The 25,836-nt window shown below is 73.3% G+C and carries 25 protein-coding genes; 9 read left to right on the top strand and 16 right to left on the bottom strand.

Annotated features, from left to right (window positions below; all coding sequences use genetic code 11):
• Positions 1 to 157: 157 nt before the first annotated feature.
• The 3 genes from ABD330_RS00395 to ABD330_RS00385 all read left to right on the top strand — a co-directional run bounded on the left by ABD330_RS00395 (position 158) and on the right by ABD330_RS00385 (position 3,964).
• Entirely contained in the window at positions 158 to 1,135 is a 978-nt protein-coding gene (locus tag ABD330_RS00395) for an HAD family hydrolase (RefSeq protein WP_344459442.1), read from the top strand.
• Between the two features lie 488 nt (positions 1,136 to 1,623).
• Positions 1,624 to 2,493: an ECF subfamily RNA polymerase sigma factor, BldN family gene (locus tag ABD330_RS00390; protein ID WP_425555389.1), complete on the top strand. Its 870-nt coding sequence runs from the start codon at positions 1,624 to 1,626 to the stop codon at positions 2,491 to 2,493.
• 253 nt (positions 2,494 to 2,746) lie between these two features.
• Positions 2,747 to 3,964 (top strand): DUF5667 domain-containing protein, encoded by a 1,218-nt coding sequence (locus tag ABD330_RS00385; RefSeq protein WP_344459440.1) that lies wholly within the window; start codon positions 2,747 to 2,749, stop codon positions 3,962 to 3,964.
• 109 nt (positions 3,965 to 4,073) lie between these two features.
• Here the strand turns inward: ABD330_RS00385 and ABD330_RS00380 are convergent, their stop codons facing one another.
• The 10 genes from ABD330_RS00380 to proC all read right to left on the bottom strand — a co-directional run bounded on the left by ABD330_RS00380 (position 4,074) and on the right by proC (position 12,805).
• Positions 4,074 to 4,736: a zinc ribbon domain-containing protein gene (locus tag ABD330_RS00380; RefSeq protein WP_344459438.1), complete on the bottom strand. Its 663-nt coding sequence runs from the start codon at positions 4,734 to 4,736 to the stop codon at positions 4,074 to 4,076.
• Between the two features lie 97 nt (positions 4,737 to 4,833).
• Positions 4,834 to 5,850, bottom strand: a complete 1,017-nt coding sequence (locus tag ABD330_RS00375; protein ID WP_344459436.1) for a lysophospholipid acyltransferase family protein — start codon at positions 5,848 to 5,850, stop codon at positions 4,834 to 4,836.
• A 7-nt stretch (positions 5,851 to 5,857) separates the two neighbouring features.
• Positions 5,858 to 6,946 (bottom strand): NAD-dependent epimerase/dehydratase family protein, encoded by a 1,089-nt coding sequence (locus ABD330_RS00370; RefSeq protein ID WP_344459434.1) that lies wholly within the window; start codon positions 6,944 to 6,946, stop codon positions 5,858 to 5,860.
• A 356-nt stretch (positions 6,947 to 7,302) separates the two neighbouring features.
• Entirely contained in the window at positions 7,303 to 7,401 is a 99-nt protein-coding gene (locus tag ABD330_RS00365) for a 30S ribosomal protein bS22 (protein ID WP_003948845.1), read from the bottom strand.
• 167 nt (positions 7,402 to 7,568) lie between these two features.
• Positions 7,569 to 7,778 (bottom strand): helix-turn-helix domain-containing protein, encoded by a 210-nt coding sequence (locus ABD330_RS00360; protein ID WP_280696416.1) that lies wholly within the window; start codon positions 7,776 to 7,778, stop codon positions 7,569 to 7,571.
• 116 nt (positions 7,779 to 7,894) lie between these two features.
• Positions 7,895 to 8,749, bottom strand: a complete 855-nt coding sequence (locus ABD330_RS00355; protein WP_344459429.1) for a phosphatase — start codon at positions 8,747 to 8,749, stop codon at positions 7,895 to 7,897.
• Positions 8,746 to 9,945, bottom strand: coding sequence for an acetoin utilization protein AcuC (locus ABD330_RS00350; RefSeq protein WP_344459427.1), 1,200 nt, complete (start codon positions 9,943 to 9,945; stop codon positions 8,746 to 8,748). Before ABD330_RS00350 ends, ABD330_RS00355 begins: the two co-directional genes overlap by 4 nt.
• A 41-nt stretch (positions 9,946 to 9,986) precedes the next feature.
• Entirely contained in the window at positions 9,987 to 11,225 is a 1,239-nt protein-coding gene (locus ABD330_RS00345; RefSeq protein ID WP_344459425.1) for an MFS transporter, read from the bottom strand.
• An 89-nt stretch (positions 11,226 to 11,314) separates the two neighbouring features.
• Complete coding sequence (locus tag ABD330_RS00340) at positions 11,315 to 11,968, bottom strand: HAD family hydrolase (RefSeq protein WP_344459423.1); 654 nt, start codon at positions 11,966 to 11,968, stop codon at positions 11,315 to 11,317.
• 21 nt (positions 11,969 to 11,989) lie between these two features.
• Complete coding sequence (gene proC / locus ABD330_RS00335) at positions 11,990 to 12,805, bottom strand: pyrroline-5-carboxylate reductase (protein WP_344459421.1); 816 nt, start codon at positions 12,803 to 12,805, stop codon at positions 11,990 to 11,992.
• A gap of 330 nt (positions 12,806 to 13,135) precedes the next feature.
• Between proC and ABD330_RS00330 the strand changes: the two genes are divergently transcribed.
• From ABD330_RS00330 to ABD330_RS00320, 3 genes are all read left to right on the top strand, one after another.
• Positions 13,136 to 13,570, top strand: a complete 435-nt coding sequence (locus tag ABD330_RS00330) for a hypothetical protein (protein WP_344459419.1) — start codon at positions 13,136 to 13,138, stop codon at positions 13,568 to 13,570.
• Positions 13,571 to 13,680: 110 nt separating this feature from the next.
• Positions 13,681 to 14,082, top strand: coding sequence for an SCO2583/SCO2584 N-terminal domain-containing protein (locus ABD330_RS00325; RefSeq protein ID WP_344459417.1), 402 nt, complete (start codon positions 13,681 to 13,683; stop codon positions 14,080 to 14,082).
• A gap of 157 nt (positions 14,083 to 14,239) precedes the next feature.
• Positions 14,240 to 15,457 carry an SCO2583/SCO2584 N-terminal domain-containing protein gene (locus ABD330_RS00320; RefSeq protein ID WP_344459415.1) on the top strand — a complete coding sequence of 406 codons (1,218 nt, stop codon included), beginning with the start codon at positions 14,240 to 14,242 and terminating at the stop codon, positions 15,455 to 15,457.
• A 4-nt stretch (positions 15,458 to 15,461) separates the two neighbouring features.
• Here the strand turns inward: ABD330_RS00320 and ABD330_RS00315 are convergent, their stop codons facing one another.
• The 5 genes from ABD330_RS00315 to ABD330_RS00295 form a co-directional block, all read right to left on the bottom strand.
• Positions 15,462 to 15,986 carry a hypothetical protein gene (locus tag ABD330_RS00315; protein ID WP_344459413.1) on the bottom strand — a complete coding sequence of 175 codons (525 nt, stop codon included), beginning with the start codon at positions 15,984 to 15,986 and terminating at the stop codon, positions 15,462 to 15,464.
• A 95-nt stretch (positions 15,987 to 16,081) separates the two neighbouring features.
• On the bottom strand, positions 16,082 to 17,926 hold the full coding sequence (gene ilvD / locus ABD330_RS00310) for a dihydroxy-acid dehydratase (RefSeq protein WP_344459411.1): 1,845 nt from the start codon (positions 17,924 to 17,926) through the stop codon (positions 16,082 to 16,084).
• 120 nt (positions 17,927 to 18,046) lie between these two features.
• Positions 18,047 to 18,823 (bottom strand): class I SAM-dependent methyltransferase, encoded by a 777-nt coding sequence (locus ABD330_RS00305; RefSeq protein WP_344459409.1) that lies wholly within the window; start codon positions 18,821 to 18,823, stop codon positions 18,047 to 18,049.
• Positions 18,824 to 18,849: 26 nt separating this feature from the next.
• Positions 18,850 to 19,653 (bottom strand): sugar phosphate isomerase/epimerase family protein, encoded by an 804-nt coding sequence (locus ABD330_RS00300; protein ID WP_344460008.1) that lies wholly within the window; start codon positions 19,651 to 19,653, stop codon positions 18,850 to 18,852.
• A gap of 519 nt (positions 19,654 to 20,172) precedes the next feature.
• A complete protein-coding gene (locus tag ABD330_RS00295) occupies positions 20,173 to 21,129 on the bottom strand; it encodes a Ppx/GppA family phosphatase (protein ID WP_344459407.1) in 957 nt (318 codons plus the stop codon).
• 201 nt (positions 21,130 to 21,330) lie between these two features.
• On the opposite strand from ABD330_RS00295, the gene ABD330_RS00290 reads away from it, so the two are divergent.
• The 3 genes from ABD330_RS00290 (at position 21,331) to ABD330_RS00280 (ending at position 24,597) form a co-directional block, all read left to right on the top strand.
• Entirely contained in the window at positions 21,331 to 22,083 is a 753-nt protein-coding gene (locus ABD330_RS00290; RefSeq protein WP_344459405.1) for an alpha/beta fold hydrolase, read from the top strand.
• A gap of 377 nt (positions 22,084 to 22,460) precedes the next feature.
• Positions 22,461 to 23,000 carry a DUF6542 domain-containing protein gene (locus tag ABD330_RS00285; protein WP_344459403.1) on the top strand — a complete coding sequence of 180 codons (540 nt, stop codon included), beginning with the start codon at positions 22,461 to 22,463 and terminating at the stop codon, positions 22,998 to 23,000.
• Positions 22,993 to 24,597, top strand: coding sequence for an LCP family protein (locus ABD330_RS00280; protein WP_344459401.1), 1,605 nt, complete (start codon positions 22,993 to 22,995; stop codon positions 24,595 to 24,597). The genes ABD330_RS00285 and ABD330_RS00280 overlap by 8 nt, the downstream gene beginning before the upstream one ends.
• A gap of 20 nt (positions 24,598 to 24,617) precedes the next feature.
• On the opposite strand, the gene ABD330_RS00275 is transcribed toward ABD330_RS00280, so the two are convergent.
• On the bottom strand, positions 24,618 to 25,616 hold the full coding sequence (locus ABD330_RS00275) for a cytochrome c oxidase assembly protein (RefSeq protein ID WP_344459399.1): 999 nt from the start codon (positions 25,614 to 25,616) through the stop codon (positions 24,618 to 24,620).
• Positions 25,617 to 25,836: the final 220 nt, after the last annotated feature.

The raw sequence follows: 25,836 nt of genomic DNA, 5'->3' as shown, positions 1-25,836 counted from the left end.
TGTTAGAGCGTCTGGCAATTGGGGGGCGGCGTCGCGACGCCCGGGCTGTCGCCTGGACGCCGCTCCTTCTCCCACCCCCCAATTGCCAGACGCTCTTAACTACTCCTGCATGCCGCAGTCATGGGGGGAACGGCCCCGGCTGGCTATGCTCGGTGCCATGGCCGCGTTGCGAAGGCTCACCCAGACAAGGCGTTCCCCGACCGAGCGGACCGCCCTCGCGGGCGAGGCTGCCGCCGAGGCGGCGGAGGCCGACCTCCAGCAGGCCGAGCTGCGACGCGCCGAGGCCGGCCGGGCCGAGGCGCCGAAGAAGCCGGGCCGGGCACCGAAGGCCCCGGAGGGCGACCACACCCCGACACCCGGGGACCGGCAGGCGGCCGCCTTCTTCGACTGCGACAACACCATCCTGCGCGGCGCCGCGATCTTCTACCTCGGCGTGGGCCTCTACCGCCGCAAGTTCTTCAACCGGCGCGACGTCGCCCGGTTCGCCTGGCAGCAGGCCTGGTTCCGGCTCGGCGCCGAGGACCCGGCGCACATCGCGGACGCCCAGGACAAGGCGCTGAGCCTGGTGGCGGGCAAGCGGACGGCCGAGGTGGAGCAGATCTGCGAGGAGGTCTTCGAGCAGGTCATCGCCGAGAAGATCTGGCCCGGCACCCGGGCACTGGTGCAGTTGCACCTGGACGCCGGCCAGCAGGTCTGGCTGGTCACCGCCGCCCCGCTGGAGGTGGCCCGGATCATCGCCCGCCGGCTCGGCATGACGGGCGCGCTCGGCACCGTCGCCGAGGCCGCGGACGGCGTCTACACCGGCCGGCTGGTCGGCGGGCTGCTGCACGGCGAGGCCAAGGCCGCGGCGGTCAGCGCACTGGCCCGGCGCGAACAGCTGGATCTGAGCCACTGCGCGGCCTTCAGCGACTCCGCGAACGACATCCCGATGCTCGCCCTGGTCGGCCACCCGTACGTGGTCAACCCGGACGCGGCGCTGCGGCGGCACGCCCGGCGGATGGGCTGGCGGGTCCGGGACTTCCGGACGGGTCGGCGGGCGGCCCGGATCGGCCTGCCGGCCGCCGCCGGGCTCGGCGTGCTGGCGGGGGCGACGGCGGCCGCCGTCGCGGTCCGGCGCAGGCAGCACACCGCCTGAGGGCCCCGCACGCAGGCCGGGCGGTACTCCCCGGGGCCGGTCCGGGCCCGGCGGACCGGCCGCCCGGACCTCGGTCGGGCCGCTCGCGGGCTCACGCTTACGAGCGAAATCCGCCCGCGTGGCGCGCCCCTTCCGAACGGGTTCGGCCGTGACCGGATCCGATCGTTCGACAACTTGGCAAAGTCTGGGGTTGCGACCCGTCGGATCCGGGAAACCCCGGCCTCACCTGCCAAATCTGTCACTCGGTGCACATCGGCGATCACAACGAGTGCGGCGAATGGGGTCGCCTCCGGTCAGTTCCAGCTGAATATGCACGCCAAGCGGATCTCAAACGACCACTTCGGCCACAGGGTGTAGCTGTCATTGCACAAAGCGTTATTCTCTCCTGGATGCACGCCACCCACACGTCCCCTGTGACGGGGGGTCAGGAAGTGTGCTCTCCGCGCAGGCGGAGGTGACCCGTCCACAGTTCTGCCTCTGGGAGTCCCGTGTACCCACCCGTCCGGAACGACGCGCCCGCCACCTCCCGCCGCCCGTCGCCCGCAATCCTGCGCTCCGGTACGCGCGTCGACCGCCTGTGGGCCGCGATCCGCGAGTTCGAGCTGTACCTCCCCGGGCCGGCCCTGGCCGGACCGGTCCTGGCCGGCGGCACCGTCCTGCGCTCCACCGCGACCAGCGGTACCGGCACTGGCACCGGCGCTGCTGCGGGCTCCGGCACCGGAACCGGCACCGGAACCGGCAGCCGCGGCCGGGCGGCGCTCGGCAGCCGCAGCCGGAGCCGGACGACCCCGAGTCCGGGCTTCGAGACCGAGCACAACCCGATCATGGAGCTGGTCGAGAAGGCCCAGAACGGCGAGAGCGAGGCGTTCGGGCGGCTCTACGACCACTACTCGGACACCGTCTACCGGTACATCTACTACCGGGTCGGCAGCCGCGCCACCGCCGAGGACCTCACCAGCGAGACCTTCCTGCGCGCGCTGCGCCGGATCGGCACCTTCACCTGGCAGGGCCGGGACTTCGGCGCCTGGCTGGTGACGATCGCCCGCAACCTGGTGGCCGACCACTTCAAGTCCAGCCGGTTCCGGCTGGAGGTCACCACCGGCGAGATGCTGGACTCCAACGAGTGCGAACGCAGCCCCGAGGACTCGGTGTTGGAGTCACTCTCCAACGCCGCACTGCTGGACGCCGTCCGGCGGCTCAACCCGCAGCAGCAGGAGTGCGTCACGCTGCGCTTCCTGCAGGGCCTCTCGGTCGCGGAGACCGCCCGCATCATGGGCAAGAACGAGGGCGCCATCAAGACGCTCCAGTACCGTGCGGTGCGGACCCTCGCCCGTCTGCTGCCCCCTGACGCGCGGTGACCGCCGCGGTGACCCCGATAACCGGCTGCCCGTCACCGCCCGCCCCGGCCCGACACGTGCGGGTGAATGGGCGGTCACATGATCAGTCGTGCGTAACCCACGCCGGGCACCACTCGTTGGCCAGCGTGCAAACCCCCACCGGTCCAAGGGTCAAGCGGTACCAGGCCATGTCACCCGATGGTGTGGTTTTGGCTCACCGAGGCAACCGTCCGGCGGGCCAGGGTGTCGACAACGACGAAGGGAGGTGTGGCCCGTGACGGCAAACGTGCTGGAGCACCGGCGGGCGAGGGCCTTCGCCGAGGCGCTGGAGGCCCACCGTACGGAGGACGGACCCGACAGTGGTCCGTCGAGCGGCCCGCCGAGGGGTTCGGCCGCGATGGCGGAGCTACTCGGCATGGCGGGCGCGCTCGGTGCGCTGCCCGCGCCAGAGCTGAGCATGGAAGCCCGGACGGTTCAACGCGCCCAGCTGATGGCCGCGTTCGAGCAGGAGTGGGCGGGCGGTCCGGCCGCCCGGGTGCCGCAGCAGCGCACCCACCGCGCGGCCAGGGCCGGCGGGCGCAGGCGCTGGGGGCGGCGGCTCGCCATCGGCGGCCTGGTCGCCGGGGTCGCCGTCGGCAGCTTCGCCGGCGCGGCCGCGGCGAGCACCAACGCCCTGCCCGGGGACGCGCTCTACGGGATGAAGCGTGGCTTGGAGGGCCTGCGGCTCGACTGGGCCGGCAGCGACACCGAACGCGGCGCGCTGCTGCTCGACCAGGCCTCCACCCGCCTGGAGGAGGCCCAGGGCCTGCTCGGGCGGGCGGGCACCGGCCCGGTGTCCGGGCTCAGCCCGGACACCGTGGACCAGGTCCGCCGGGCCCTGGACGACATGCACGCCGAGGCCATCAAGGGCCGCGACCTGCTGCGGTCGGTCTACCGGAGCAACGGCTCGCTCACCCCGATGCGCAGGCTGGCCACCTTCGCCGACGGCGAGGACGGCCGCTGGGCCGCCCTGCAGGAGCACCTGCCCCCGCAGCTGACCACCCAGGCCAGCAAGGTCGACCAGCTCTTCGGCGACATGAGCGAGGACGTGGCACCGCTCCACCTGGAGCAGCCGCCCGGCAAGAGCGGCACCCCCGCCCACACCGCCCCCGGCGCCCAGACCCCCGGCGAGAGCACCGGACCGGCCCAGGGCGAGCCCCGCAGTTCCTCGGCCGTACCGGACTCCTCCGGTGGCGCCGACACCGGGCAGGGCACTTCGGCGGGTGGCGGCACCGGCACCGGCGGCGGCGTGGGCAGCATCGTCCACGGCCTGACGGACGGGCTCACCGGCAACGGCACCACCCCGTCCAGCAGCCCGGCGCCCGGCCAGCCGGCCGGCAAGTCGGTGGTCCCCCCGGCCCCGTCGACGGCACCCAGCACCACCCCGGACGGCGGGCAGGGCCTCACCCTCCCGCCCCTCCTCCCGGGCCTGCTCCCCGGCCTGACGCTCTGACCCCCCAGGGGCGCGGGGAACTGCGCGACCGAGGCACGACGTCCGTGCACGGTTGCTCGCGCAGTTCCCCGCGCCCCTGCTGTGGTTGCCCGTATGCGTACAGCTCAGCTCAGCGCCGCGTCCCGCAGCTCGGGCAGAACGCCGACCCCTCCGGCACGTCCGCCTGGCAGGACCCGCAGGCCGACGGCGAGGCGAGCTTGAAGCCGCAGGAGCCGCAGAACGCCGCGCCGTGCGTCTCGTGGTTGCACTGCGGGCAGACCAGCTGCCGGGGCGCGGAGACGTCGTAGCCCTGCCCGGTCTGCTGCCCGGCCGCGTACGCGCGCTCCCCGACCATGTCGTTGACGCCGCGCCGGCGCGCGGCCTCCGCCTCGGCGGCGGTGTCGGGGGCACAGGAGAAGCAGAGGCCGAGGCCGGCGTTCCAGCACTTGCCGCAGACGTACGAGGTGCACCGCGCGCAGCGGTCGAAGTGCCCCTGGGCGTTCTCGATCGCGCGCTCGAAGGCGGTGTCGCGGGACTTGCCCCAGGCCGCTCCGGCGAGGCCGTCGGCGGCGTTGGTGATGGTGCTGCCGCCGTTGCCGCTGAGCATGGACCAGGCCGCGGAGACGCCCTTGTTGACCCAGCTCGCCGCCCGGCCGGCGCTGAAGACCTCGAACGGCGAACGCCAGGTGTCCGAGCAGCGCGAGCAGTGGAACTCGAACTGGAAGCCCGCGCCGGTGCCGTACTGCTCGCACATGTCTCTGTAGTTGTTGCTGAAGTAGATCTCGTTGCTCACGACGCCCCCACACGATTCCGGTGACTGCCCAGCCGTACGACGCGACATCCGCGCGGGCGGTTCTGGGAACGGAGCACAATCTTCCACAGCCCGGGGCTCAGAAGAACACCGACCTCCGCTGCATCAGCAACTTGTACAGGGTGTGCTGGATGGTCTCGCGGACCTGGTCGGTCAGGTCGAAGACCAGCATCGGGTCGTCGGCCGCCTCCTTGGGGTGGCTGTCGGTCGGGATCGGCTCGCCGAACTGGATGGTCCACTTGGTCGGCAGCGGCAGCGCGCCCAGCGGGCCGAGCCAGGGGAAGGTCGGGGTGACCGGCAGGTACGGCAGCCCGAGCAGCCGGGCCAGCGGCTTGAGATTGCCGATCATCGGGTAGGTCTCCTCCGCCCCGACGATCGAGCACGGCACGATCGGCACCTGGGCCCGCAGCGCGGAGGCGACGAACCCGCCGCGCCCGAAGCGCTGGAGCTTGTACCGCTCGGCGAAGGGCTTGCCGATCCCCTTGAAGCCCTCCGGCCAGACCCCGACCACCTCGCCGCGCTCCAGCAGCGCCTGGGCGTCCTCGTTGCAGGCCAGCGTGTGCCCGGCCTTGCGGGCCACCTCACCCGCGACCGGCAGCACGAAGACCAGGTCGGCGGCGAGCATCCGCAGGTGCCGACGCTGCGGGTGGTGGTCGTGGATGGCGACCTGGGTCATCAGGGCGTCCAGCGGGATCGTGCCGGAGTGGTTGGAGACGATCAGCACCCCGCCCTCGGCCGGGATGTTCTCGATGCCGCGCACCTCGATCCGGAAGTACTTCTCGGCCAGCGGGCGCAGCAGCGAGAGGAAGACCTCCTCGGTGAGCTCCTGGTCGAACCCGAACTCGTCGACCTCGTAGTCGCCGGTGATCCGGCGGCGTAGGAAGGCCAGGCCGTTGGCGGCGCGGTTCTCCCAGCCCTTGCCGAGCGCCCGGTCCGCGGCGGCGCCGAACCGGCCGGCCAGCGCGCCGCCGACGGCCTCGGCGATCCGGTCGGCGATCCGCTCGGCGCCGGCGGGCTCCGGCTCGCCCTGCCAGCTGGGCGCGGACTCGATCGGGATCACCCGGGCCTCGGACGCGTACTCCCTCGCAGCTGTCATCGCAGCCTCAGCTCCTCGACGAGTGGTTCGGATCAAGTGCGGGACGGCGGTGCGGCTCCGGGCCGAGCAGCCGGGTCAGCCGGTCGGTGACGGCGGTCAGCCGGGCGGGCGGCAGCAGGCCGGCGGGCTGGGCGGCCGCGAAGTCGGCGAACGCCTCCGGGGTGGAGTACCGCGGCAGGTAGCCGAAGGTCTCGCGCAGCCGGGTGGTGTCCACCACCCGGCCGTGGGCGAGCAGCCGGATCTGCTCCGGGGAGATGTCGACCACCCGGGTCTGCCGGACCAGCCCGGCGACCAGGCCGAGCGCGGGCCGCAGCAGCGGCACGGTCGGGCGGCCGAGGCGGCGGGCGCACTGCGAGAGCAGCAGGACGCCGTCCCCGGCGACGTTGAACGTCCCGGTGTTGACGGTGCCCTCGCGGGGCTCGACGGCGGCCAGCCGGAGCACCTCCACGGCGTCGTCCTCGTGGACGAACTGCAGGCGGGGGTCGTGCCCGAGCACGGTCGGCAGCAGCGGCAGCGCGAAGTACTCGCTGAGCGGCCCGGCGTCCGAGCCGACGGCGCCGGCCGAGCCGAGGATGTTGGCGAAGCGGAGCACCGTGACGGCGACGTCGGGGCGGCGGCGGGCGAAGCCCCGGACGTAGCCCTCGACCTCGGTGGCGTCCTTGGCGAAGCCGCCGTCCGGCAGGTTCTTGGGCTGCATCCGCTCGCCGAAGACGGCCGGGTCACGGGGTGCGGAGCCGTACACGCCGGTGGTCGACTTCACCACCAGGCGGCGCAGGCCCGGGGCCTTCTGGCAGGCGCCGAGCAGCTGCATGGTCCCGATGACGTTGCGTTCCTTGACGACGCCCCGGTTGCCGGGGCCGCAGGCGCTGACGTCGAGGTGGACGACGGTGTCGACGTCGTGCTCGGCGATCACCCGGGCGATCGCCGGGCGGCGCAGGTCGACCTGGACGAACCGGTACCCGCCCGACGCGGCGTCCGCGGCGGGGTGGGCGTCCACCCCGATCACCCGGTCGACGTCCGGACGGGTGCCGATCGCGGCGGCGAAGCGCGCGCCGAGCCGGCGGGACACCCCGGTGACGAGCACGACCTTGCCCACGCTGCTGCACCCTCCTCGGCCGGGAGCCCACGCCGGAGCCCTGCCAGCACCGTACCGCGCACCCGTTTCAGTGACGCTAATGCGGACCCCGATTCTCGGGAGCGATCAGCCGCTCGGCCACAGCCAGGGGCGCGGGGAACTGCGCGAGATCGGAAGGCGACGACCTGCGCCCTCCCGCTTTCGCGCAGTTCCCCGCGCCCCTGCTTGTGGCTGAGCAAGTGCACTTCCGGTACGGAAAACAGCACCGCCCGCGCCGGCCGAGGCCGGAGCGGGCGGTGTGCACACCTGGCGCGCACTGGGCGCGTCCGTGGGTCGGCCGACCCCCGCCGGAGCGGGGAGAAGCGCCTACCGCAGTGTTACTTCTTGTTGCGACGCTGAACGCGAGTCCGCTTCAGAAGCTTGCGGTGCTTCTTCTTGGCCATACGCTTGCGACGCTTCTTGATGACAGAGCCCACGGAACAACCCTCGCTCACTGAGACTCACGCCCGTGAGAGACGGGAGTCCATACGACTGACGGAGGGCCTAGCCTACCTTCCGTGCGCCCAGCACCGTAATCGTGTCCCCAACGCGCGGGAAACCGGCGGTGGAATTGGTGGCGGACTACACGCCGAGCACCCGTCGGCTACGCGCTTTCGAGCCGCACGTAGGACTCCTTGAGGTACTCGTGGACCGCCTGTTCGGGGACCCGGAAGGAGCGGCCGACCCGGATGGCCGGAAGCTCTCCGCTGTGCACCAGGCGGTACACCGTCATCTTGGACACCCGCATGACCGAGGCAACTTCTGCCACGGTCAGGAAGACGACCTCCTGCAGGGGGCGTTCGCCGGAACTCATGACCTCACCCGACCCTTACCCGTGTGCAAGGCACCGGCTTCCCCTCCGGTGACTCCACCGGCACACGTGTATCCCCAGAGTAGTTAAGGGTGGTACCAGTGGGAAGGGGGAGAAGCTCAGTCCTTGTACGGTGCGAGATCCGCCCGTTGCAGTACGTAGTCACTCAGTGGCTTGTAGCACTGCGGATACGCACCGTCATCCACCGGTACCGCCACCGCGACGGTGCCCTCGGCCTCGCCGACGAACGGCGCCGGGTCGTTGGAGTCCGCGAGCCCGCCCGCCGGGACGCCGAGGCGCCCCGCGCCGCAGAGCCAGCCGTGGTCGCCCAGCAGCAGGTCCGGCAGGGGTTCACCCGCCTGGGCCAGCGCGGCCAGCGCGAGCCGGACGGGCTGCGCCGAGTGGGTGTGCAGCAGGGTGCCCGGGGAGGTCCTGCCCGGCTTCGCCGATCCGCCGTCGAGCGACCGGACGACCGCGACCGGCCCGAGGTAGTCGAGTACGCAGGCCCGGTTCCCGTCCGGGGTGGGCTCGCGGAAGCGCGCGCCCCGCGCGGGGGTGAGCAGGGTGCAGCCGGCTGCTTCGAGCGCCTGGGCGAGCGCGGTGTGGAAGGCCGTCAGCTGGGTCGGGTGGCCGGTGCCGGCGAGCACGGTGCCCCGGCGGCGGGCCGTCCGGCGGACGAGCCCGGCGAGCCGGTCCAGGGCGTCCAGGGTGCGGTCCGGGTCGATGGTGTCCGGGCCGCTGCCGTAGCCGGACCCGGGGTGGACGCCGCAGCGCTCGGCCATCAGCTCCAGCACCGCTCCGGCGCCCCACCGGCCCTCCGGGTCCAGCCCCATCAGCGCGGCCGGGTCGCCCTGGCCGAACAGCCGGTAGCTGCGGAGGTTCTTCTGGCGTGGTGTCGGGGTGTCCGGGCCGGCCAGCCGTCGCCGGATCAGGTGTTCGCGCAGCTCGGCCCGGCTCCGCTCGGCCGGTGTCACGGCAGCAGGCCGTGGTGCGGGAAGACCGCGCGCCGGGTGGCCAGGATCGCCTGGTCGAGCCGGTCGCCCGGGTCGTAGCCGTCGTCGTGGAAGTCCCGCCACACCGGGTCGGCGCCGTCCGTCATCCGCAGCGGCGCCTGCTGCCGGGTCAGCCGGTGCACCTCGGCGCGCCACTCCTGCGGGGTCTCGGTGGCCGGGTCGACCGGCCGCCCGGCGGCCGTCCCGACCAGGTGGGTCCAGGCCCTGGGGACGACCTCCGCCACCGCGTACCCGCCGCCGCCGAGCGCCACCCAGCGGCCGTCGGCGTACCGGTGCGCCAGCTCGTGCACGGACTCCGCCGCCAGCCGCTGCGCGTCCAGGCTCACCGCCAGGTGCGCGAGCGGGTCGTCGGCGTGGGTGTCGGCGCCGTGCTGGCTGACCAGCGCCTGCGGCCGGAAGGCCGCGAGCAGCTCGGGCACGATCGCGTGGAAGGCCCGCAGCCACCCGGCGTCGCCGGTGCCGGCCGGCAGCGGGAGGTTGACGGCGGAGCCGGGTGCCCCGGGGCCGCCGCTCTCGGTGGCCCAGCCGGTCTCGGGGAAGAGCGTGGCGGGGTGCTCGTGTATCGAGACGGTGAGCACCCGGGGGTCGTCCCAGAACGCCTGCTGCACGCCGTCGCCGTGGTGCACGTCCAGGTCGACGTACGCGACCCGCTCGGCGCCCAGCTCCAGCAGCCGGGCGACGGCGAGCGCCGCGTCGTTGTAGACGCAGAACCCGGACGCCCGGTCGGGCATCGCGTGGTGCAGGCCGCCGGCGAAGTTCACCGCGTGGCCGCCGCCCCGCCAGACCGACTCGGCCGCGGCGACCGACTGCCCGGCGATCAGGGCGGAGGCGCTGTGCTGGGCGGCGAAGGCCCAGTTGTCGTCCGTCCCGAGGCCGTGCCGCCGGTCGGACAGCGCGGGGTCGGCGGCCACCCGTCTGACCGCGTCGACGTACTCGCGGGTGTGCACCAGCCTGAGCGTGGAGTCCCCGGCGGCCGGAGCGGCCCGCACGGTGACGCCGGGCCCGGCGGCCAGGCCGAGCGACTCGACCAGGCGCATGGTCAGCGCCAGCCGGGCCGGGTCCATCGGGTGGCCGGGGCCGAAGTCGTACGCGGTGACGCCCTCGTCCCAGTAGAGGTCGAGACCGCAGGTCGCGGCGGCACGTTCGGCTTCGGGCATGGTCCAAAGGTAGCTCCGCCGCGCGCCCGGCCGCGCACCACCTACGGGCGCGAGGAGCTGTGCGCCGCGGCGGGTGCGGCTCCGCCGCTGCCGTTCCCGTGCGGTGCCCCGCCTGCCCGGGGCGCCGCGAAGTGGCGGGCGAGGGGGAGGACGGCGAGCACCAGGAGGGCGGGGGCCAGCATCGCCAGGCGGTAGGAGCTGGCGTCCGCGATGGCACCGACCAGGGGCGAACCGACCAGGAAGCCGACGTAGTTGAAGAGGTTGAGCCGGGCCACGGCGGCGTCCGAGTCGGCCGGGAAGAGGCGTCCGCCGGCCGCGAAGACCTGCGGGATGATCGCGCAGATGCCGAACCCGAGCACAGCGAACCCGGCGATCCCGGCCCAGGGCGCGGGCGCCGCGGCGGCCAGCACGAAGCCGAGCGCGGCAACCGCCGAGCCCGTCCGCACCACCGGGACGGCTCCCCAGCGCTGGACGGCCCGGTCACCGACCGTACGGCCGAGCAGCAGCGCGACCATGTAGCCGAGGTAGGAGAGCTTGGCCACGTCCGCCGGGCTGCCGAGCCCGTCGGTGAGGTACTTGACGCTGTAGTTGGAGACCGAGGCGTCCGCGATGTAGGCGAAGGCCATCGCGGCGCACAGCGGCAGCAGCGGGCGCCACGGAATGGACCGGGCGGCGGCCTCGGCGGCCTCCCGTACGGCGTCGCCGAGTTCGGCCCGTCCGGCGAACCGGGTGCCGGCCAGCAGTGCGAGCGGGACCAGCACGGCGGCGGCGCCGCCGAACAGGGTGCGCAGGCCGAGGTGGCCGTGCGAGCCGAGGCCCGCGACGGCGGCGCCGACGATGCCGCCGAGGCTGAACGCGGCGTGGAAGCCGAGCATGATGCTGCGTCCGTACCGGCGCTGCAGCCCGACGCCGAGCATGTTCATACTCGCGTCCAGCGCACCCACCAGCAGCCCGAACAGCCCGAGTGCGACGGCGAGTTGCCAGAGCGTGTCACCGAGCCCGGCCCCGGCGAGGGCCAGGCAGACGGCGGGCTGGACCACCCGCAGCACCGTCCGGGCGCTGGTCCGCCGGACCAGTTGCTCCGAGGTGATCGAGCCGACGCCCGCCAGGATCGGCACGGCCGCCAGGAAGACCGGCAACAGGCCGTCGCTGAGCCCGTACTGCTTCTGGATCTCGGGGATGCAGGTGACCAGCAGGGCGAAGGTGGTGCCTTGCAGCAGGAAGCCGACCGCAAGGGCCGCCCGGGCCTGCCGTAGTCGCGCCGTGGTCTCTTCCTGCATGGGCCGACCTCGCTACTCACCGGTAGGTGGATGTTGGCGAGAGCGTAGGTCCTGGACGGCCGTTGCGGGAGGGGTGCGACCGTACCGATTCAGCCCGCCAGCAGCGGCAGCAGCTCCGGCAGCCCGGCGAGCAGGCCGGTCGCACCCGCGCCGGTCAGCTTCGCGGGGTCGGTGAGAGCGGCGTAGCCGTACACGTCCATGGCGGCGGCGCGGGCGGCCAGGACGCCGTTGCGGCTGTCCTCGACCACCAGGCAGCGGGCCGGGTCGACGCCGAGGGTGCGGGCGGCGTGCAGGAACAGGTCCGGGGCCGGCTTGCCGACGCCGACGTCCTGCGCGCTGAAGATCCGTTCCTCCGCGTGGTAGCCGCGCAGGCCGGTGAGGTCGAGGGCGGTACGGATCCACTCGTGGTGCGCGGAGGAGGCCACGCAGTACCGGACGCCGCGCTGCTGCAACGTCTTCAGCACCTGCTCCGCCCCGGCCACAGCGGTGAGTTCGCGCTCGAAGGCGGCGAACACCCGGGCGTGGAACAGCTCGTCGAAACCCTCCGGCAGCCGCGCGCCGTACCGCTCGCCGATCACGTCGTGGATGGTGTGGGCGGCGCAGCCCATGAAGTCCCGGTAGGAGTCCTCGACCGTGGTCGGGTGGCCGAGCTCGGTCAGGTACTCGGCGAGCACCCGGTTCGAGATCGGCTCGCTGTCCACGAGCACACCGTCATTGTCGAAGATCACCAGGTCGTAGGTCACCCGGTCAGGCTACGTCCCTGCCTACTTGCCGCCGGAGGCCAGCTCGCGGGAGCGGTCGCGGGCCGCCTCCAGGGCGCTCAGCAGCGCGGCCCGGACACCGTGGTTCTCCAGCTCGCGGATGGCCGCGATGGTGGTGCCGGCCGGAGAGGTGACGGCCTCGCGCAGCTTGACGGGGTGCTCGCCCGAATCCCGCAGCATGACGGAGGCGCCGATCGCCGACTGGACGATCAGGTCGTGCGCCACGTGCCGGGGCAGGCCGAGCAGGATGCCCGCGTCCGTCATCGCCTCGACCAGGAAGTAGAAGTACGCCGGGCCCGAACCGGAGAGCGCGGTGGCCGCGTCCTGCTGCGACTCCGGCAGCCGGAGTGCCTTGCCGACCGAGCGGAAGATCGCCTCCGCCCGCTCCAGGTGCACCTCCTCGGCGTACGAGCCGCCCGAGATCACGCTCATGCCCTCGTCCACCAGGACGGGCGTGTTGGGCATCACCCGGACCACCGGCGTACCCGCCGCGAGCCGCTCCTCGAACCAGGCGGTCGGGATGCCGGCGGCGGCGGAGATGACCAGCCGGTCGGCGCCGACGTGCGGGGCCAGCTCGTCCAGCAGCGTGCCCATGTCCTGCGGCTTCACGGCCAGGATCAGCGTGTCCGCGAGCTTGGCGGCCTCGGCGTTGGAGACGACCACGACGCCGTACCGCTCGGTGAGCTCGGCGGCCCGGTCGGGACGGCGGGTGGTGACCAGCACATCGGCCGGATCCTTCCCCGAGCGCAGCAGCCCGGAGAGCAGGGCCTCCCCGATCTTGCCGGTGCCGAGGAAGGCGATCTTCTGTCCGGTACCCATGCCCGCTCCTTCGAGTCCGCTGTGCGGTTCATCCTCCCACCACGCCGCCCCCTACCGGGGTGGCCGTCCACGCTGTGGTCAGCCGCTGTGCAGCTCGCCCGAGGTCGCGCCATCCAAGGGGCGCGAGGAACTGCGCGAGGGCGGAAGGCACCGGACCGTTTACTCCCGACTCGCGCAGTTCCCCGCGCCCCTTGGGTTGCCCCTATCTGGACAGGAGAACCCCAGCGGAGCGTGCCGCGGGTCTCAGGGTCGGTCAGGGGAAACTCAGGGGTTGCCCCTATGGCTTCCGCGGCAGCGGCGGAGCACCGTGGAGGCATGGGAAACGGAGACTTGTCGCGAAGTGACAGCCGACAGCTCGCCGTCGCCTCGGCGACGCTCGGGCCCTGGCGGACGGCCGCCGGTGTCGGCGCGGTGGTGGGTGCTGCGGCGCTCGGGATCGACGTGGTGACCGGCCACTGGTCGTTGGACATCCTGGCCGGGCCGGTCAGCCTGGCGTTGTTCTTCTTCTTCCTGGTGGGCACCGTGGGCGGCAAGGTCCGCAAGGACACCCGCGACCGCCGGGTGCACCGCTGGGCGGAGCAGCACCCCTGGGAGTCGGCGGTGCCGGCCGCCGGCGCGCTGCTGGTGCTGAACACGCTGGCGCTGACGATCCTGGGCAGCTGGGGGCTGTTCGGGGCGCTGTTCACCTCGCTGCTGCCCGCCGGGCTGCTGCTGGTGGTGGCCGGGGTGGTCGGCTCGGTGAAGCGGGCCCGGCAGGACGGCTGACCCTTCGAACGGACGCAAACGGGAGGTACCCGTACGGAACGCGCACGGGTCGGCCGCAAACCCGTCGGGCCGGTGGCGGGCTCGTGGAGGGTCCGCTGCATACTGGCCGCGTGCCGACCGCCGAAGATCCGGAACGCCCCGCCGACGGGCCGCCGGACGACCCGTTCGAGGGGCTGGTCCTGGACGAGGACTTCGTCCGGGCCGCCACCGTGAAGGAGAAGTCCGCGCGCGCCCGGATGCTCACCGCGCAGCGGCGGCGCGAGCCCCCCGCTCTGCGGCGGGCCGGTGCCGGGCCGGGTCGGAGCCTGCAGACTCTGTTGATCGTGCTGTGCGTCGGCGGCCTGTCCCTGCTGGGCCTGGGCATCGGGCCCGGCGGACAGTCCCCGGCCCCGCGGCCGGTCCGGAGCGGGCCCGCCGGGACGGACGGTCCCCCCGCGTCGCCGTCCACCACCCCCAGCGGTCCGTGGCCCGCCTCCCCCGCACTCCGCTGGCCGGACGGGCGGATGAAGTGACCGCCTGCGCGGCCCGGTGAAGCGGCCCGGTGCGAGGGCCGGCAGCACGCGGGCCGACCGTACGAAACAGGTGCTACCACCACAGAATGATCACCGAACCCTGACGGCTCGGCCACCCGGCTGAAGGGCTGTCGGCGGGAATCTGCATACTGACCGCGTGCCGATAGCAGAAGATCCAGAGCGCCCCTCCGACGGGCCGCAGGACGACCCGTTCGCCGGGCTGGTCCTGGACGAGGAGTTCGTCAAGGGTGCCACCGTGAAGGAGCAGTCCGGCCGCGCCCGGATGCTCGCCGCGAAGTGGCAGCGCGAACCCCCGGAGCCCGTCCCGCACCGGCACGACCCGGTGAAGCCGGTGAACCTCGCCACCCGGCGCCGCCGTCGCAGCCTGCGCCGGCTCGGCGCCCGGCTCGGACGGGGCTGGCAGACCGTGCTGATCGTCGCCTGCGTCATCGGTCTGGCGCTGCTCGGCCTGCAGATGGGCGGGAAGGCGCAGGCCCCTCAGCGGCCGGTCGTCCTCCAGCCGCCGGAGACCGCCGCCCCCACCGCGCCGCCGAGCGCCGCACCCGGCACGGCGAGCGTCGACCACCCCTGGGACGGCTCCCCCGCGCTCAGCTGGCCGGAGGGCGCGGCGGGCATCGCCGTGCCGGATGCCTTGGCGGTGGGCACCTTCGGCAAGGACGAGGTCGCGGCGCAGCTGAAGACCGTCAAGAGCTTCCTGGTGGCGGCGAACATCGACCCGCAGACCGTCGCCGGCACCACCCCCCAGGCCGCCCTCGACCTGCTCGACGTGAGCAGCCGGACGGCCGTGGAGAAGTCGTTGGCCCATCCGACCGAGGCCGACGATCCGACGAACTACTTCAGCCGCTTCAACCCCCGGCTGTCGATCCCGGTCACCGCGACGGTGAAGGTCCAGGGCCGGATGACGTTCGAGGGGGACGGCGACAAGGGTGTGCTGGTGCACACCGACTACACCTTCGTCTACGCGCTGCGCCCGGGCCCCGATGTCGGCAAGTCGCCCAGTGCCGCCCCCGGGGCGCCGCACGGCAGCGCGCCCGCCGACACCAAGGCGGTCTCCTGGCTGACCGGCGTGGGCGGCCCGGAGGTCGAGCGGGAGATCGTGCGGCGGACGCAGGACTTCAGGTTCTACGACCCCGCCCGCTACGCCGCGAACCCCGCGAAGCTCACCCTCGACAAGGGGCTGAGCGACTTCAGCGACAACGTCTGCACCATGGGCGACGGCTTCCTGGAGACCTCCTTCGCCGACTCGGCCGCCGGGACGGAGAAGCCGAGCACCGAGGCCCCCACCGACCCGTACGACCACAGCCACCCGCTCGCGCCCGGCGGCGAGGGCTGCGGCTCGCTCACCCGGAGCTGACTCCTCAGCCCTTCCGCTTCCCGGCCTTCCCCGGCTTCCCGCCGGGGCGGCCGGGGCGGCCCGCCTTGCGGGCGTGGCGCTCGGTGGCCTTCCGGTAGCGGGCCCGGGCGACGGCCTCGCCCGGCGCCTCGGTGAGGCTGCGCACGAAGTACGCGACGAGCGCGCCGACGCAGCCGATCACCCAGACGGCGGCGAGGGACTTGTCGTCGGCCATCCAGCCGGTGAGCGCGTCGCGGCCTTCGGCGAGCAGCCGCCAGGTGCGCAGGGCGGCCAGGCAGGAGCAGACCGCGATGGCGGCGAGCAGCAGCCCGTAGACGAAGCCGCCGGAGTTCGACACCTTCACGCCGTCCACGCCGAAGCGCAGCACGAAGGCCACCGCCACCGCGGCGGCCAGGGCGCCGATCGGCACCAGGACGCGGCGCAGCCAGTAGTCGGAGCCGCGCTCCACCCAGCTGGTGCCGAACCATCGGACGGCCTCCGGCTCGGGGGCTCCGGCGGGTGTGGGCTGGGGGGTGCTCTGCTCGGTCACGGGTCCGATTATGGCCCGGACGCCCCCGGGGAGGGGACTACGACAGAGGGAGCCGCCCCCTCGCCGGGGCGGCTCCCTCCACTGTCCAGTGTGCGTCAGCCGAGCTTGCTGACGTCGCGGACGGCTCCCTTGTCGGCGGAGGTGGCCATCGCGGCGTACGCCTTGAGGGCCTGGCTGACCTGGCGGTCGCGGTTCTTCGGGCGGTAGCCGGTCTCCGCCTCCAGCTTCAGGCGGCGCTCGTGCAGCTCCTCGAAGGAGACCTCCAGGCTGACCGAGCGGCCCGGGATGTCGATCGAGATGACGTCGCCGTCCTCGACCAGCGCGATGGTGCCGCCGGAGGCCGCCTCGGGCGAGGCGTGCCCGATCGAGAGGCCGGAGGTGCCGCCGGAGAACCGGCCGTCGGTGATCAGCGCGCAGGCCTTGCCGAGGCCGCGGCCCTTGAGGAAGGAGGTCGGGTAGAGCATCTCCTGCATGCCGGGGCCGCCCTTGGGGCCCTCGTAGCGGATGACGACGACATCGCCCTCCTTGATCCGCTTGGTGAGGATCGCGTCCACCGCGTCCTCCTGCGACTCGACCACCACGGCCGGTCCGCTGAACGTCCAGATCGACTCGTCCACGCCGGCCGTCTTGACGATGCAGCCGTCCTCGGCGAGGTTGCCGTACAGCACGGCCAGCCCGCCCTCGGTGGAGTAGGCGTGCTCGACGCTGCGGATGCAGCCGTTCTCGGCGTCGGTGTCCAGGGTGTCCCAGCGCTCGGACTGCGAGAAGGCGGTCGCGGAGCGGACGCAGCCGGGGGCGGCGTGGAACATCTCGACGGCCTCCGGGGACGGCGAGCCGCCCCGGATGTCCCAGGTCTTCAGCCACTCGGCGAGCGAGCCGGAGTGCACGGTGTGCACGTCCTCGTTGAGCATGCCGCCCCGGTAGAGCTCGCCGAGGATGGCGGGGATGCCGCCGGCCCGGTGGACGTCCTCCATGTAGTACTTGCCGTTCGGCGCGACCTTGGACAGGCACGGGACACGGCGCGAGATCGCGTCGATGGCCCGCATGTCGAAGTCGAGCTCGGCCTCCTGGGCGGCGGCCAGCAGGTGCAGGATGGTGTTGGTCGAGCCGCCCATCGCGATGTCCAGCGCCATGGCGTTCTCGAACGCGGCGCGGGTGGCGATGTTGCGCGGCAGGACGGAGTAGTCGTCCTGGTGGTAGTGGCGCTCGGTGATCTCGACGATGTTCCGGCCGGCCGCCTGGTACAGCTCCTTGCGGGCGGTGTGGGTGGCGAGCACCGAGCCGTTGCCGGGGAGGGCCAGGCCGATCGCCTCGGCCAGGCAGTTCATCGAGTTCGCGGTGAACATGCCGGAGCACGACCCGCAGGTCGGGCAGGCGTTCTCCTCGATGATCGCGATGTCCTCGTCCGAGACGTTCTCGTTCACGGCGTCGGAGATCGCGTTGATCAGGTCGAGCTTGCGGACGGTGCCGTCCTTCAGCACGGCCTGGCCGGCCTCCATCGGGCCGCCGGAGACGAAGACCACCGGGATGTTGAGCCGCAGCGCGGCCATCAGCATGCCGGGCGTGATCTTGTCGCAGTTGGAGATGCAGACCAGCGCGTCCGCGCAGTGCGCGTTCACCATGTACTCGACCGAGTCGGCGATCAGGTCGCGCGAGGGCAGCGAGTACAGCATCCCGGCGTGGCCCATCGCGATGCCGTCGTCCACCGCGATGGTGTTGAACTCGCGCGGGATGCCGCCCGCGGCCTGGATCGCCTCGGAGACGATCCGGCCGACCGGCTGGAGGTGGGTGTGGCCCGGCACGAACTCGGTGAAGGAGTTGGCCACCGCGATGATCGGCTTGCCGAAGTCCTCGCGGGCTACGCCGGCCGCCCTCAGAAGCGCCCGGGCGCCTGCCATGTTGCGACCGTGGGTGACCGTACGGGACTTCAGCTCGGGCACTGTGCTCCACTCCTTCGGAGGCTGTTCGCGGCCGCCTGCGGTGGTGGAAGGTGCAGGGCCGCTGAGGCTGTCGAGCCTACGCCCTGGGTCCAGCGGACGGACAGAACGTCCGCCATCCGGTCAGACCGGCCGGACCGGCCGGACGGTGGTCGCCACGGTCAGCTCCAGGCGGTACGGCTCGACGAGCCGCCCGTCCGGGAACTCGGCGAGCAGGGCCGCCCGCTCGTCCGCCAGCACCCGCTCGCGCTGCTCGGCCGGCACCACGGCGAAGTACGACTTGGAGCGCAGGTCGGTGATCGCGCTCTCCACCGTGACCGTACGCTCCCAGCGGAGCGTGGCGGTCCCCAGTGCCAGCCCGTACGGGCTCAGCTCGTCGACGATCGCGTTGGCGGCGCCGTAGTAGTGGTACGAGGGCAGCGCGGCGGCGAACCGGTCCTCCTGGGCGGCCACCCAGGCGGTCTCGCGGTCCTTGACGTTCCACCAGAGCGCGAGCGAGCCGCCGGGGCGCAGGACGCGCATCGCCTCGGGGATCGAGCGCCGCTGGTCCGTCCAGTGGAAGGCCTGGGCGTAGGTGATCAGGTCGGCGGTGGCGTCGTGGAACGGCAGGTCGTCGCCGCTGCCCTTGACCAGCGGGATGCCGGGGCTCACGGCGTGCAGCTGGGCGGCCATGCCGGGGCTCGGCTCGACGGCGGTGACCCGGGCCCCACGGCCGGCCAGCAGGCGGGTGGCGATGCCCGTCCCGGCGCCGACGTCCAGCACGTCGGCACCCTTCAGCGGGCGCCCGGCCAGCCGCTCGATCTCGTCGAAGAGCCGGTCGGGGTAGGAGGGCCGGGCCGCGTCGTACTCCGCGGCCACCGCGCCGAAGGACTGGGCGTGCGCGCGCTGAAGGTCCGTCATTTCTCTTCTCCCCCTGGGTTTCGCGATCATCGTACGCGGGCAGGCGTGGCCAGATGGAGGCGGGTGAAGGCCAGCGCCTCGGCCAGATCGGCCTCGCGTTCGGCGGGGGAGACCGAGCGCCGGGTGTTGACCTCCAGCACCACGTGACCGCCGAAACCCGTACGGGCCAGGCGTTCCAGCAGCTTCGCGCAGGGCTGGTCACCGCGCCCGGGGATGAGGTGCTCGTCCTTGCCGGAGCCGGTGCCGTCCGCGAGGTGGATGTGCGCCAGCCGCTCCCCCATCCGGTCGGCCATCTCGAACGCGTCGATCCGCGAGGTGGAGGCGTGCGAGAGATCGATGGTGAAGTGCCGGTACTCCTCGTCCGTGACGTCCCAGCCGGGGGCGTACGCGAGCACCTCGCGGTCCCGGTAGCGCCAGGGGTACATGTTCTCCACGGCGAAGCGGACGTCCGTCTCCTGCGCCATCCGGCCGATCCCCTCCACGAAGTCCCGGGCGTACTGCCGCTGCCAGCGGAACGGCGGGTGGACGACCACGGTGTCCGCGCCGAGCTTCTCGGCGGCGGCCCGGGCCCGGACGAGCTTGGTCCACGGATCGGTGGTCCACACCCGCTGGGTGATCAGCAGGCAGGGCGCGTGCACGGCGTGGATCGGCATCCGGTGGGCGTCGGAGAGCCGGCGCAGCGCCTCGATGTCCTGGCTGATCGGGTCGTTCCAGACCATCACCTCGACACCGTCGTACCCCAGCGCGGCGGCGAGCTCGAAGGCGGTGGCGGTGCTCTCGGGGTAGACCGACGCGGTGGAGAGCAGCACCTTGGTGTCCGGAACGTACAGCTCGGGATGCGGGGGCAGCACCAGGCGGTCGGTGGTGCGCAGCAGCGGGGCGGCCTTGGCTGCCTTGGCTCCCTTGGCGGCCTTGGCTGCCTTCGGGGCCCGCACAGCCTTGACCGCCTTGACCGCCTTGACCGCTTTCGCCGCTTTCGCTGCCTTGGCCGCATTCGCCGTACGGCCGGTGGCCTGCTTGGCCGCGGCACCCGCCCGGGCCCGCCGCGTTCCGGCCGCCCGCGGCCGCCCGGCACCGCTCCCGGCAGCACGGCCCGCCTGCGATCCGTCCTCGTCCGCTGGTTCCGCCACGGGAAACAGCGTAGGCGCCCGCACCACGGAATGGGACCGCGCCTCGCAGCCGCACCGCCCACCCGAGGTTGCAGCTGCGCAGCTCACCCGAGGTTGCACTATCCAGGGGCGCGAGGAACTGCGCGAACGCGGAAGGCACCCCACCGTCACTCCCGATTTCGCGCAGTTCCCCGCGCCCCTTGGGGTAACCCTGAGCGCCTGGTGAACCGAGCGGAGCTCTCATCCCACCAGCGCGGGCCGGCGTTCGCCGTGGCCGTCGAGGGCGTCGAGGCGGCGCAGGATGATGCCCTCGCGCAGCGCCCAGGGGCAGATGTCGAGTTCTTCCAGCCGGAAGATGTCCATCGCGGCGTCCGCGACCAGCGCCCCGGCCAGCAGCTGTCTCGCCCGGCCCTCGGAGACGCCGGGGATCCGGGCCCGCTCGGCGACGGTCATCGCGGCCAGCCGGGGCACCCACGCGGAGAGGCCGGCCCGGCTGAGGCGCCGGGCCGTCAGCGGTCCGGCGTCCGCTCCGGCCGCGCCGGTCATCCTGGCCAGTTGTTTGAAGGTCTTGGAGGTGGCGACCGCGTGGTCGGGCGGGCCGAGCCGGGCGAACTCACCGGCCGCCTGGGCGATCTCCGCGCGGATGTGCCGCCGCAGCTCGCGGACGTCGTCGGGGTCGGCGATGTCACCGGGCAGCCGGGCGGTGAGCCGGCCGGCGCCGAGCGGCAGGGAGCAGGCGACGTCGGGCTGCTCGTCGATGCCGCAGGCGATCTCCAGCGAGCCGCCGCCGATGTCGAGGTTGAACAGCCGTCCGGAGGACCAGCCGAACCAGCGCCGGACCGCGAGGAAGGTCAGCCGGGCCTCGTCCTGCCCGGAGAGCACCCGCAGTTCCACGCCGGTCTCGTCGGCCACCTTGCGCAGCACCGCCTCGCCGTTGGCGGCCTCCCGGACGGCCGAGGTCGCGAACGGGAGCAGGTCGACGACGCCCTTGTCCTCGGCGACCCTTATCGAGGACGCCACCATGCCGACCAGCTTGTCGACCCCGGCCTCGGTGATCGCGCCGTCGGCGTCGAGCAGCTCCGCCAGCCGCAGCTCCGCCTTGTGGGAGTACGCGGGCAGCGGGGCCGCACCGGGGTGGGCGTCCACCACGAGGAAGTGGACGGTGTTGGAGCCTACGTCGAGCACACCGAGTCGCATAACTCTCCACGCTACGCGATCCGGCCCGCCCGCCTGCCCGGTTGCGCGGAGCCGTGTGGGCAGCGGCCCCGGCGGAATCTGCTGACCCTCCGTCACTTTCCTTCCCCTTCCGGCCCACCCGCACCCCGGCGGACCGGTTCGCCGCACGCGCCGCCGGGGCAGGCTGAAGTCCACACCACACACCTTCATCGGGAGTCACCCATGATCAGCCATCGCACCGTCGGCACCGGCGCGCACAAGGTCGTCGTGCTGCACGACTGGTTCGGCACCAGCTCGGGCTGGGGCCCGTTCCTCGACTACCTGGACGGCAGCGCCTTCGGCTACGCCTTCCTCGACTACCGGGGTTACGGCGAACGGGCCGACGTCCCGGGCGACTTCACCCTCGCCGAGATCACCGGGGACGTCCTGGAGCTCGCCGACCGGCTCGGCTGGGAGACCTTCTCGCTGGTCGGGCACTCCATGGGCGGCAAGGCGGCGCAGCACGTCCTCGCCGCCGCCCCGCACCGGGTGCGCAAGCTCGTCGGCATCGCGCCCGTGCCCGCCTCCGCGTACCCGCTGGAGGGGGACGCGTACGACCTCTTCCACGGTGCCGCGGAGCGGCCGGCCAACCGCCGCGCCATCCTGGACCTGGTGACCGGCAACCGGGCGAACGCCGTCTGGCTGGACCGGATGACCGCCCGGTCGGTCGACGGCTCCCGCCCGGAGGCCGTCGCCGCCTACCTGGACGACTGGAGCACCCTCGACTTCGCCGCGAAGATCGCGGGCTCCCGTCTCCCGGTCAAGGTCTTCGTCGGCGAGCACGACCTCGCGCTCACCGCCGAGGCGATGCGCGGCAGCTGGCTCGCCCACTACCCGGAGGCCGAGCTGGAGGTCCTGCCGAACTCCGGCCACTACCCGATGTACGAGATCCCGGTGGCCTTCGCGACCGCCCTGGAGTCCTTCCTCGGCGCCTGACCCCATCAGCACCGTCGGCACTGTCAGCACCCGGACGGCCTTCCCGGACGAGGAGCAGGCCGCCGCACGGCCGCTCGAACGTCCTCACCGCCGCCGGACGGGGATTCGACGACGGACCCACGGCCGTCCCCTCGTCCGGGACGGCCGTCCGGGGTCCACCCCGGCGAGCCGGGGTCGCGCGGAACCGGGCGGATCGACCTGCCCTGATACCAACCGTCTGCGGGGTCGTTAATCAACGGGGCCGCCGTCACCGACGGTGGGTCGTGGGACGCCCGGCACGGGGACGGGCGTACTCCCGGTCCCGGCGGCCGGGCCGAAGCGGCCCGGGCGGCGCCCTGCGGAGGACCGGACAGGACGACCGGACAAGGGTGAGACGCATGGCAGAGCAGTCGGCGGGCGTGGCCGTCGGAGACCGGGATCGCGGGCTGACGGAGCAGGTGCCCCCACCGTCCCGGGGCGCGCACGACCGCTCCCGGGACGAGGCGGACCGCCCCGCGCGCCGGTCGCGCGGCAGACGGCCGCCCGGGGCGGGCGCCGCCCGGGGCCGGGGATGGCCGGCCACCGTGCTGCTGATCGGGCTGCCGCTGCTCGGGGCCGGGGTCGACGAGGCCTTCGGCCCGGGGGTCGGGCTGCTCTTCGCGGTCTGCGCCGTCCTCGGCTGCGCCGGTGCCGCCGCCCTGGTCGGGCGGGCCGGCTGGTGGTGGGTGGTACCGGCCGGGCCGCCCGTGGTGCTGGCCGCGACCGCCGTCGCCGAACTGCTCGCGAACGCGGGGAAGTACCGGGACGCCAGGAGCGTCGCGACCGGCGCGGCCCGCTGGACGATCACCGGCTTCCCGGTGATGGTCGTGGCGCTCGGCGCCGCGCTGGCCGTGGTGCTGGTGCGGATCGGGCGCGGCCGGGGGCACCATCATGGCTGAGCAGCAGAGCGGCCGGGGCCGGGGCCGGGTCTCCCCGCTGGTCGCCGCCGGGCGGGTGGCCGCCTGTACGGCCTCGCTCGCGGTGCTCGGCACCAGCGGCTTCACCTGGTACGCCTACCACTCGCTGACCGACGGCCTGTCCACCTCGCAGGCGGTGGAGGCGATCCGCAAGGGCGCGCCGCCGCACCTGGACAACTCGGTCAACCTGCTGCTGATCGGCCTGGACAGCCGGTTCGACATGGACGGCAACCCGCTGCCGGACAACGTGGTCTCGGAGGACCTGCACGCGGGCAGCAGCAGCAACATCGGCGGCTACAACACCAACACCCTGATGGTGATGCACATCCCGGCGAACGGCGGCAAGGTCACCGCGCTCTCCATCCCGCGCGACGACTACGTGCAGACCGTCGGCGCCGACGGGAGGATGCACAAGATCAAGGAGGCGTACGAGATCGCCAAGTACGCGGCCGAGCAGAAGCTCGGCGGCAAGAAGCTCTCGCACGCCGAGCTGGAACGGCAGAGCCGGGAGGCGGGCCGCAAGTCCACGCTGGCCACCGTTCAGCAGTTCCTCGGCATCCCGATCGACCACTTCGCCGAGGTGAACCTGATCGGCTTCTACGACATCGCCAAGGCGCTGGAGCCGATCCAGGTCTGTCTGAACAACGCGGTCAGCGACCCGATCGTCTCCCGGACGGCCACCCGCGAGGGCGGCGGCACCGGGCTCAGGCTGCCCGCCGGGATCAGCTCGCTGAACGCCTCGGACGCGCTCTCCTTCGTCCGGCAGCGGCACAACCTGCCGGGCGGCGACCTGGACCGGACGCACCGGCAGCAGGCCTTCATCTCCTCGGTCGAGTACAAGCTCAAGCAGGACGGCGTCTTCGGCGACCTGGGCCGGATGCAGTCGCTGTTCGACGTGGTCAAGAAGGACGTGGTGCTGGACAGCTCCTGGAACATCCTGGACTTCGCCCAGCAGGCGCCCAACCTGACGGGCGGCAACGTCGAGTTCAACACGCTGCCGATCTCCGGCTTCAAGACCGTCGGCGGCGAGGCCGTCAACACGGTCGACCCGGCGCTGATCAAGCGGATCGTGCAGCAGCTCACCGGGCACGACCCGGCGCCGCCGCCACCCGCGGCCACTGCGGCCACCGCGGCCACCGCGGCCGAGACCCCGGCGGCGACGGCCCCGGCGGCGACCGCCGCGCCGGGCGGCGAGCGGCTCACCGGCACGGTCGACGTGTTCAACGCCTCCTCGGTCGGCCACGCCGCCGGGGCGGAGTCCCGGGCGCTGGTCGCCCTGGGCCTCACCGAGGGCCGGATCGGGACGTCCGGCAGCCATCCGAAGAGCACCACCGTCGGCTACGGCAGCGGCGCCCGGGCCGCCGCCGAGCAGGTCGCCGCCCGGTACGGCGTGGCCGCGACGGCCTCCGACAGCGCGCCCGCCGGGCACGTCGTGGTGGTCCTCGGCTCCAGCTACGCCGGTCCGCCGGCCACCGGCGCCGGCAGCACGCCGGGCTCCGACGGCTCCGACGAGCCGGAGAGCGCGCTGCCGATGCAGGGCCCGGCCGTGAAGGCGGGCGGCATTCCCTGCGTCAACTGAGGCCGGGCGGGCGCGGGCCGCTACTTGCCGTAGCGGCCCGCGAACCGGGGATCGGTCTCCCACCACGGGCGGTCCTGCTCCTCGGACGCCTCGGCCGGGCCCGTCTCGACCGCCGTCCTCGCCTCCGCCGCCTCGGCCTCGGCCGCCTCCTGCGCGTCCAGCTCCCGGTCCACCTGCACCGTCCGGACCCGCTCCTCGCGGATCACCCGGACGATCAGCGCGACCATGAACGGGAGCCCTGCGATGTCCCCGAGCCCCCAGAGGACGGCACCGCCCCAGGACTGGTCCTGCTGGGCGGACATGCCCCAGGGGCGGGCGAGCGCGGCCCAGTAGTCCGGCACCAGCAGGTGCGAGCCGAAGACCAGGATGAACCCGAGCGCCGCGTCGAAGATCACCTCGGTGACGGTGATCACCACCCCGATCATCGGGTGGTAGTGCCGGCCCACCGGGTCGATCTGGAGCCTCGGCCAGAAGTACGCCAGCCCGAACGCCACGAACGCCACGTGGAACAGCACGTTGTAGAAGTCGGTGGTGAGCGAGAGCCGGTACCAGTCGGTGAAGTACAGCAGCCACGGCGGCACCACCAGCAGCACCGTCGACACCAGCGGGAACATCAGCACCTTGGAGACCCGCCCGCGCAGCGCCGCCAGGACGCGGTCGCGGTGCCGCCCGGCGAAGCCCTCCACCAGTGCGGTGACCGGCGCGCCCATCGCCAGCAGCAGCGGCACCACCATCAGCAGCACCACCGCCTGCACGGCCCGGTCGGTGAACAGCACCCGCTCGTAGACCCCGATCCCGGAGCAGGTGGTGAACACCCAGAGCGCGACGCCGGACACGAAGGCGAAGGTCCGCCCGCCCGCCCACGGCTCACCGGCCCGCCGCAGCCGCGCCACCCCGAGCAGGTAGCCCGCCAGGGCGAGCGCCGCCAGGACGGCCACCACCGGTTCCCACTGCCACTCGGTGAAGACCCGGCCAAGGGTCCACTCCGGCGGCATCCCGTACTCACCGGCCAGCCTCACGCCCACCACACCCTCGCGATCCACGGCACGGCATCGGCCGCACCCGCCCACGATTGTGCCGGACGCCCGGCGCTCGGCCCGTGCAGGGGCTCACGGCAACCACCCGGGGGCGCGCGCAACCGCCCACCTCCGTAGTGGCCTGGCCGCGCAGTTCCCCGCGCCCCCGAGGGTTCACCGGACGCGTACGGGCAACCACCCGAGGGGCGCGTGGGGGTACCAC

The sequence above is a fragment of the Kitasatospora kazusensis genome (genome assembly GCF_039529945.1).
Taxonomy (GTDB): Bacteria; Actinomycetota; Actinomycetes; order Streptomycetales; family Streptomycetaceae; genus Kitasatospora; species Kitasatospora kazusensis.
This window is presented reverse-complemented; position numbering and strand designations above follow the sequence as displayed.

Coding starts and splice junctions, on each gene's coding strand:
- ABD330_RS00285 (WP_344459403.1), top strand. CDS start 22,461: ATGGCAGAGCAGTCGGCGGGCGTGGCCGTCGGAGACCGGGATCGCGGG.
- ABD330_RS00305 (WP_344459409.1), bottom strand. CDS start 18,823: ATGACGGACCTTCAGCGCGCGCACGCCCAGTCCTTCGGCGCGGTGGCC.
- ABD330_RS00280 (WP_344459401.1), top strand. CDS start 22,993: ATGGCTGAGCAGCAGAGCGGCCGGGGCCGGGGCCGGGTCTCCCCGCTG.
- ABD330_RS00360 (WP_280696416.1), bottom strand. CDS start 7,778: ATGAGTTCCGGCGAACGCCCCCTGCAGGAGGTCGTCTTCCTGACCGTG.
- ABD330_RS00350 (WP_344459427.1), bottom strand. CDS start 9,945: ATGCCCGAAGCCGAACGTGCCGCCGCGACCTGCGGTCTCGACCTCTAC.
- ABD330_RS00290 (WP_344459405.1), top strand. CDS start 21,331: ATGATCAGCCATCGCACCGTCGGCACCGGCGCGCACAAGGTCGTCGTG.
- ABD330_RS00375 (WP_344459436.1), bottom strand. CDS start 5,850: ATGACAGCTGCGAGGGAGTACGCGTCCGAGGCCCGGGTGATCCCGATC.
- ABD330_RS00295 (WP_344459407.1), bottom strand. CDS start 21,129: ATGCGACTCGGTGTGCTCGACGTAGGCTCCAACACCGTCCACTTCCTC.
- ABD330_RS00395 (WP_344459442.1), top strand. CDS start 158: ATGGCCGCGTTGCGAAGGCTCACCCAGACAAGGCGTTCCCCGACCGAG.
- ABD330_RS00345 (WP_344459425.1), bottom strand. CDS start 11,225: ATGCAGGAAGAGACCACGGCGCGACTACGGCAGGCCCGGGCGGCCCTT.
- proC (WP_344459421.1), bottom strand. CDS start 12,805: ATGGGTACCGGACAGAAGATCGCCTTCCTCGGCACCGGCAAGATCGGG.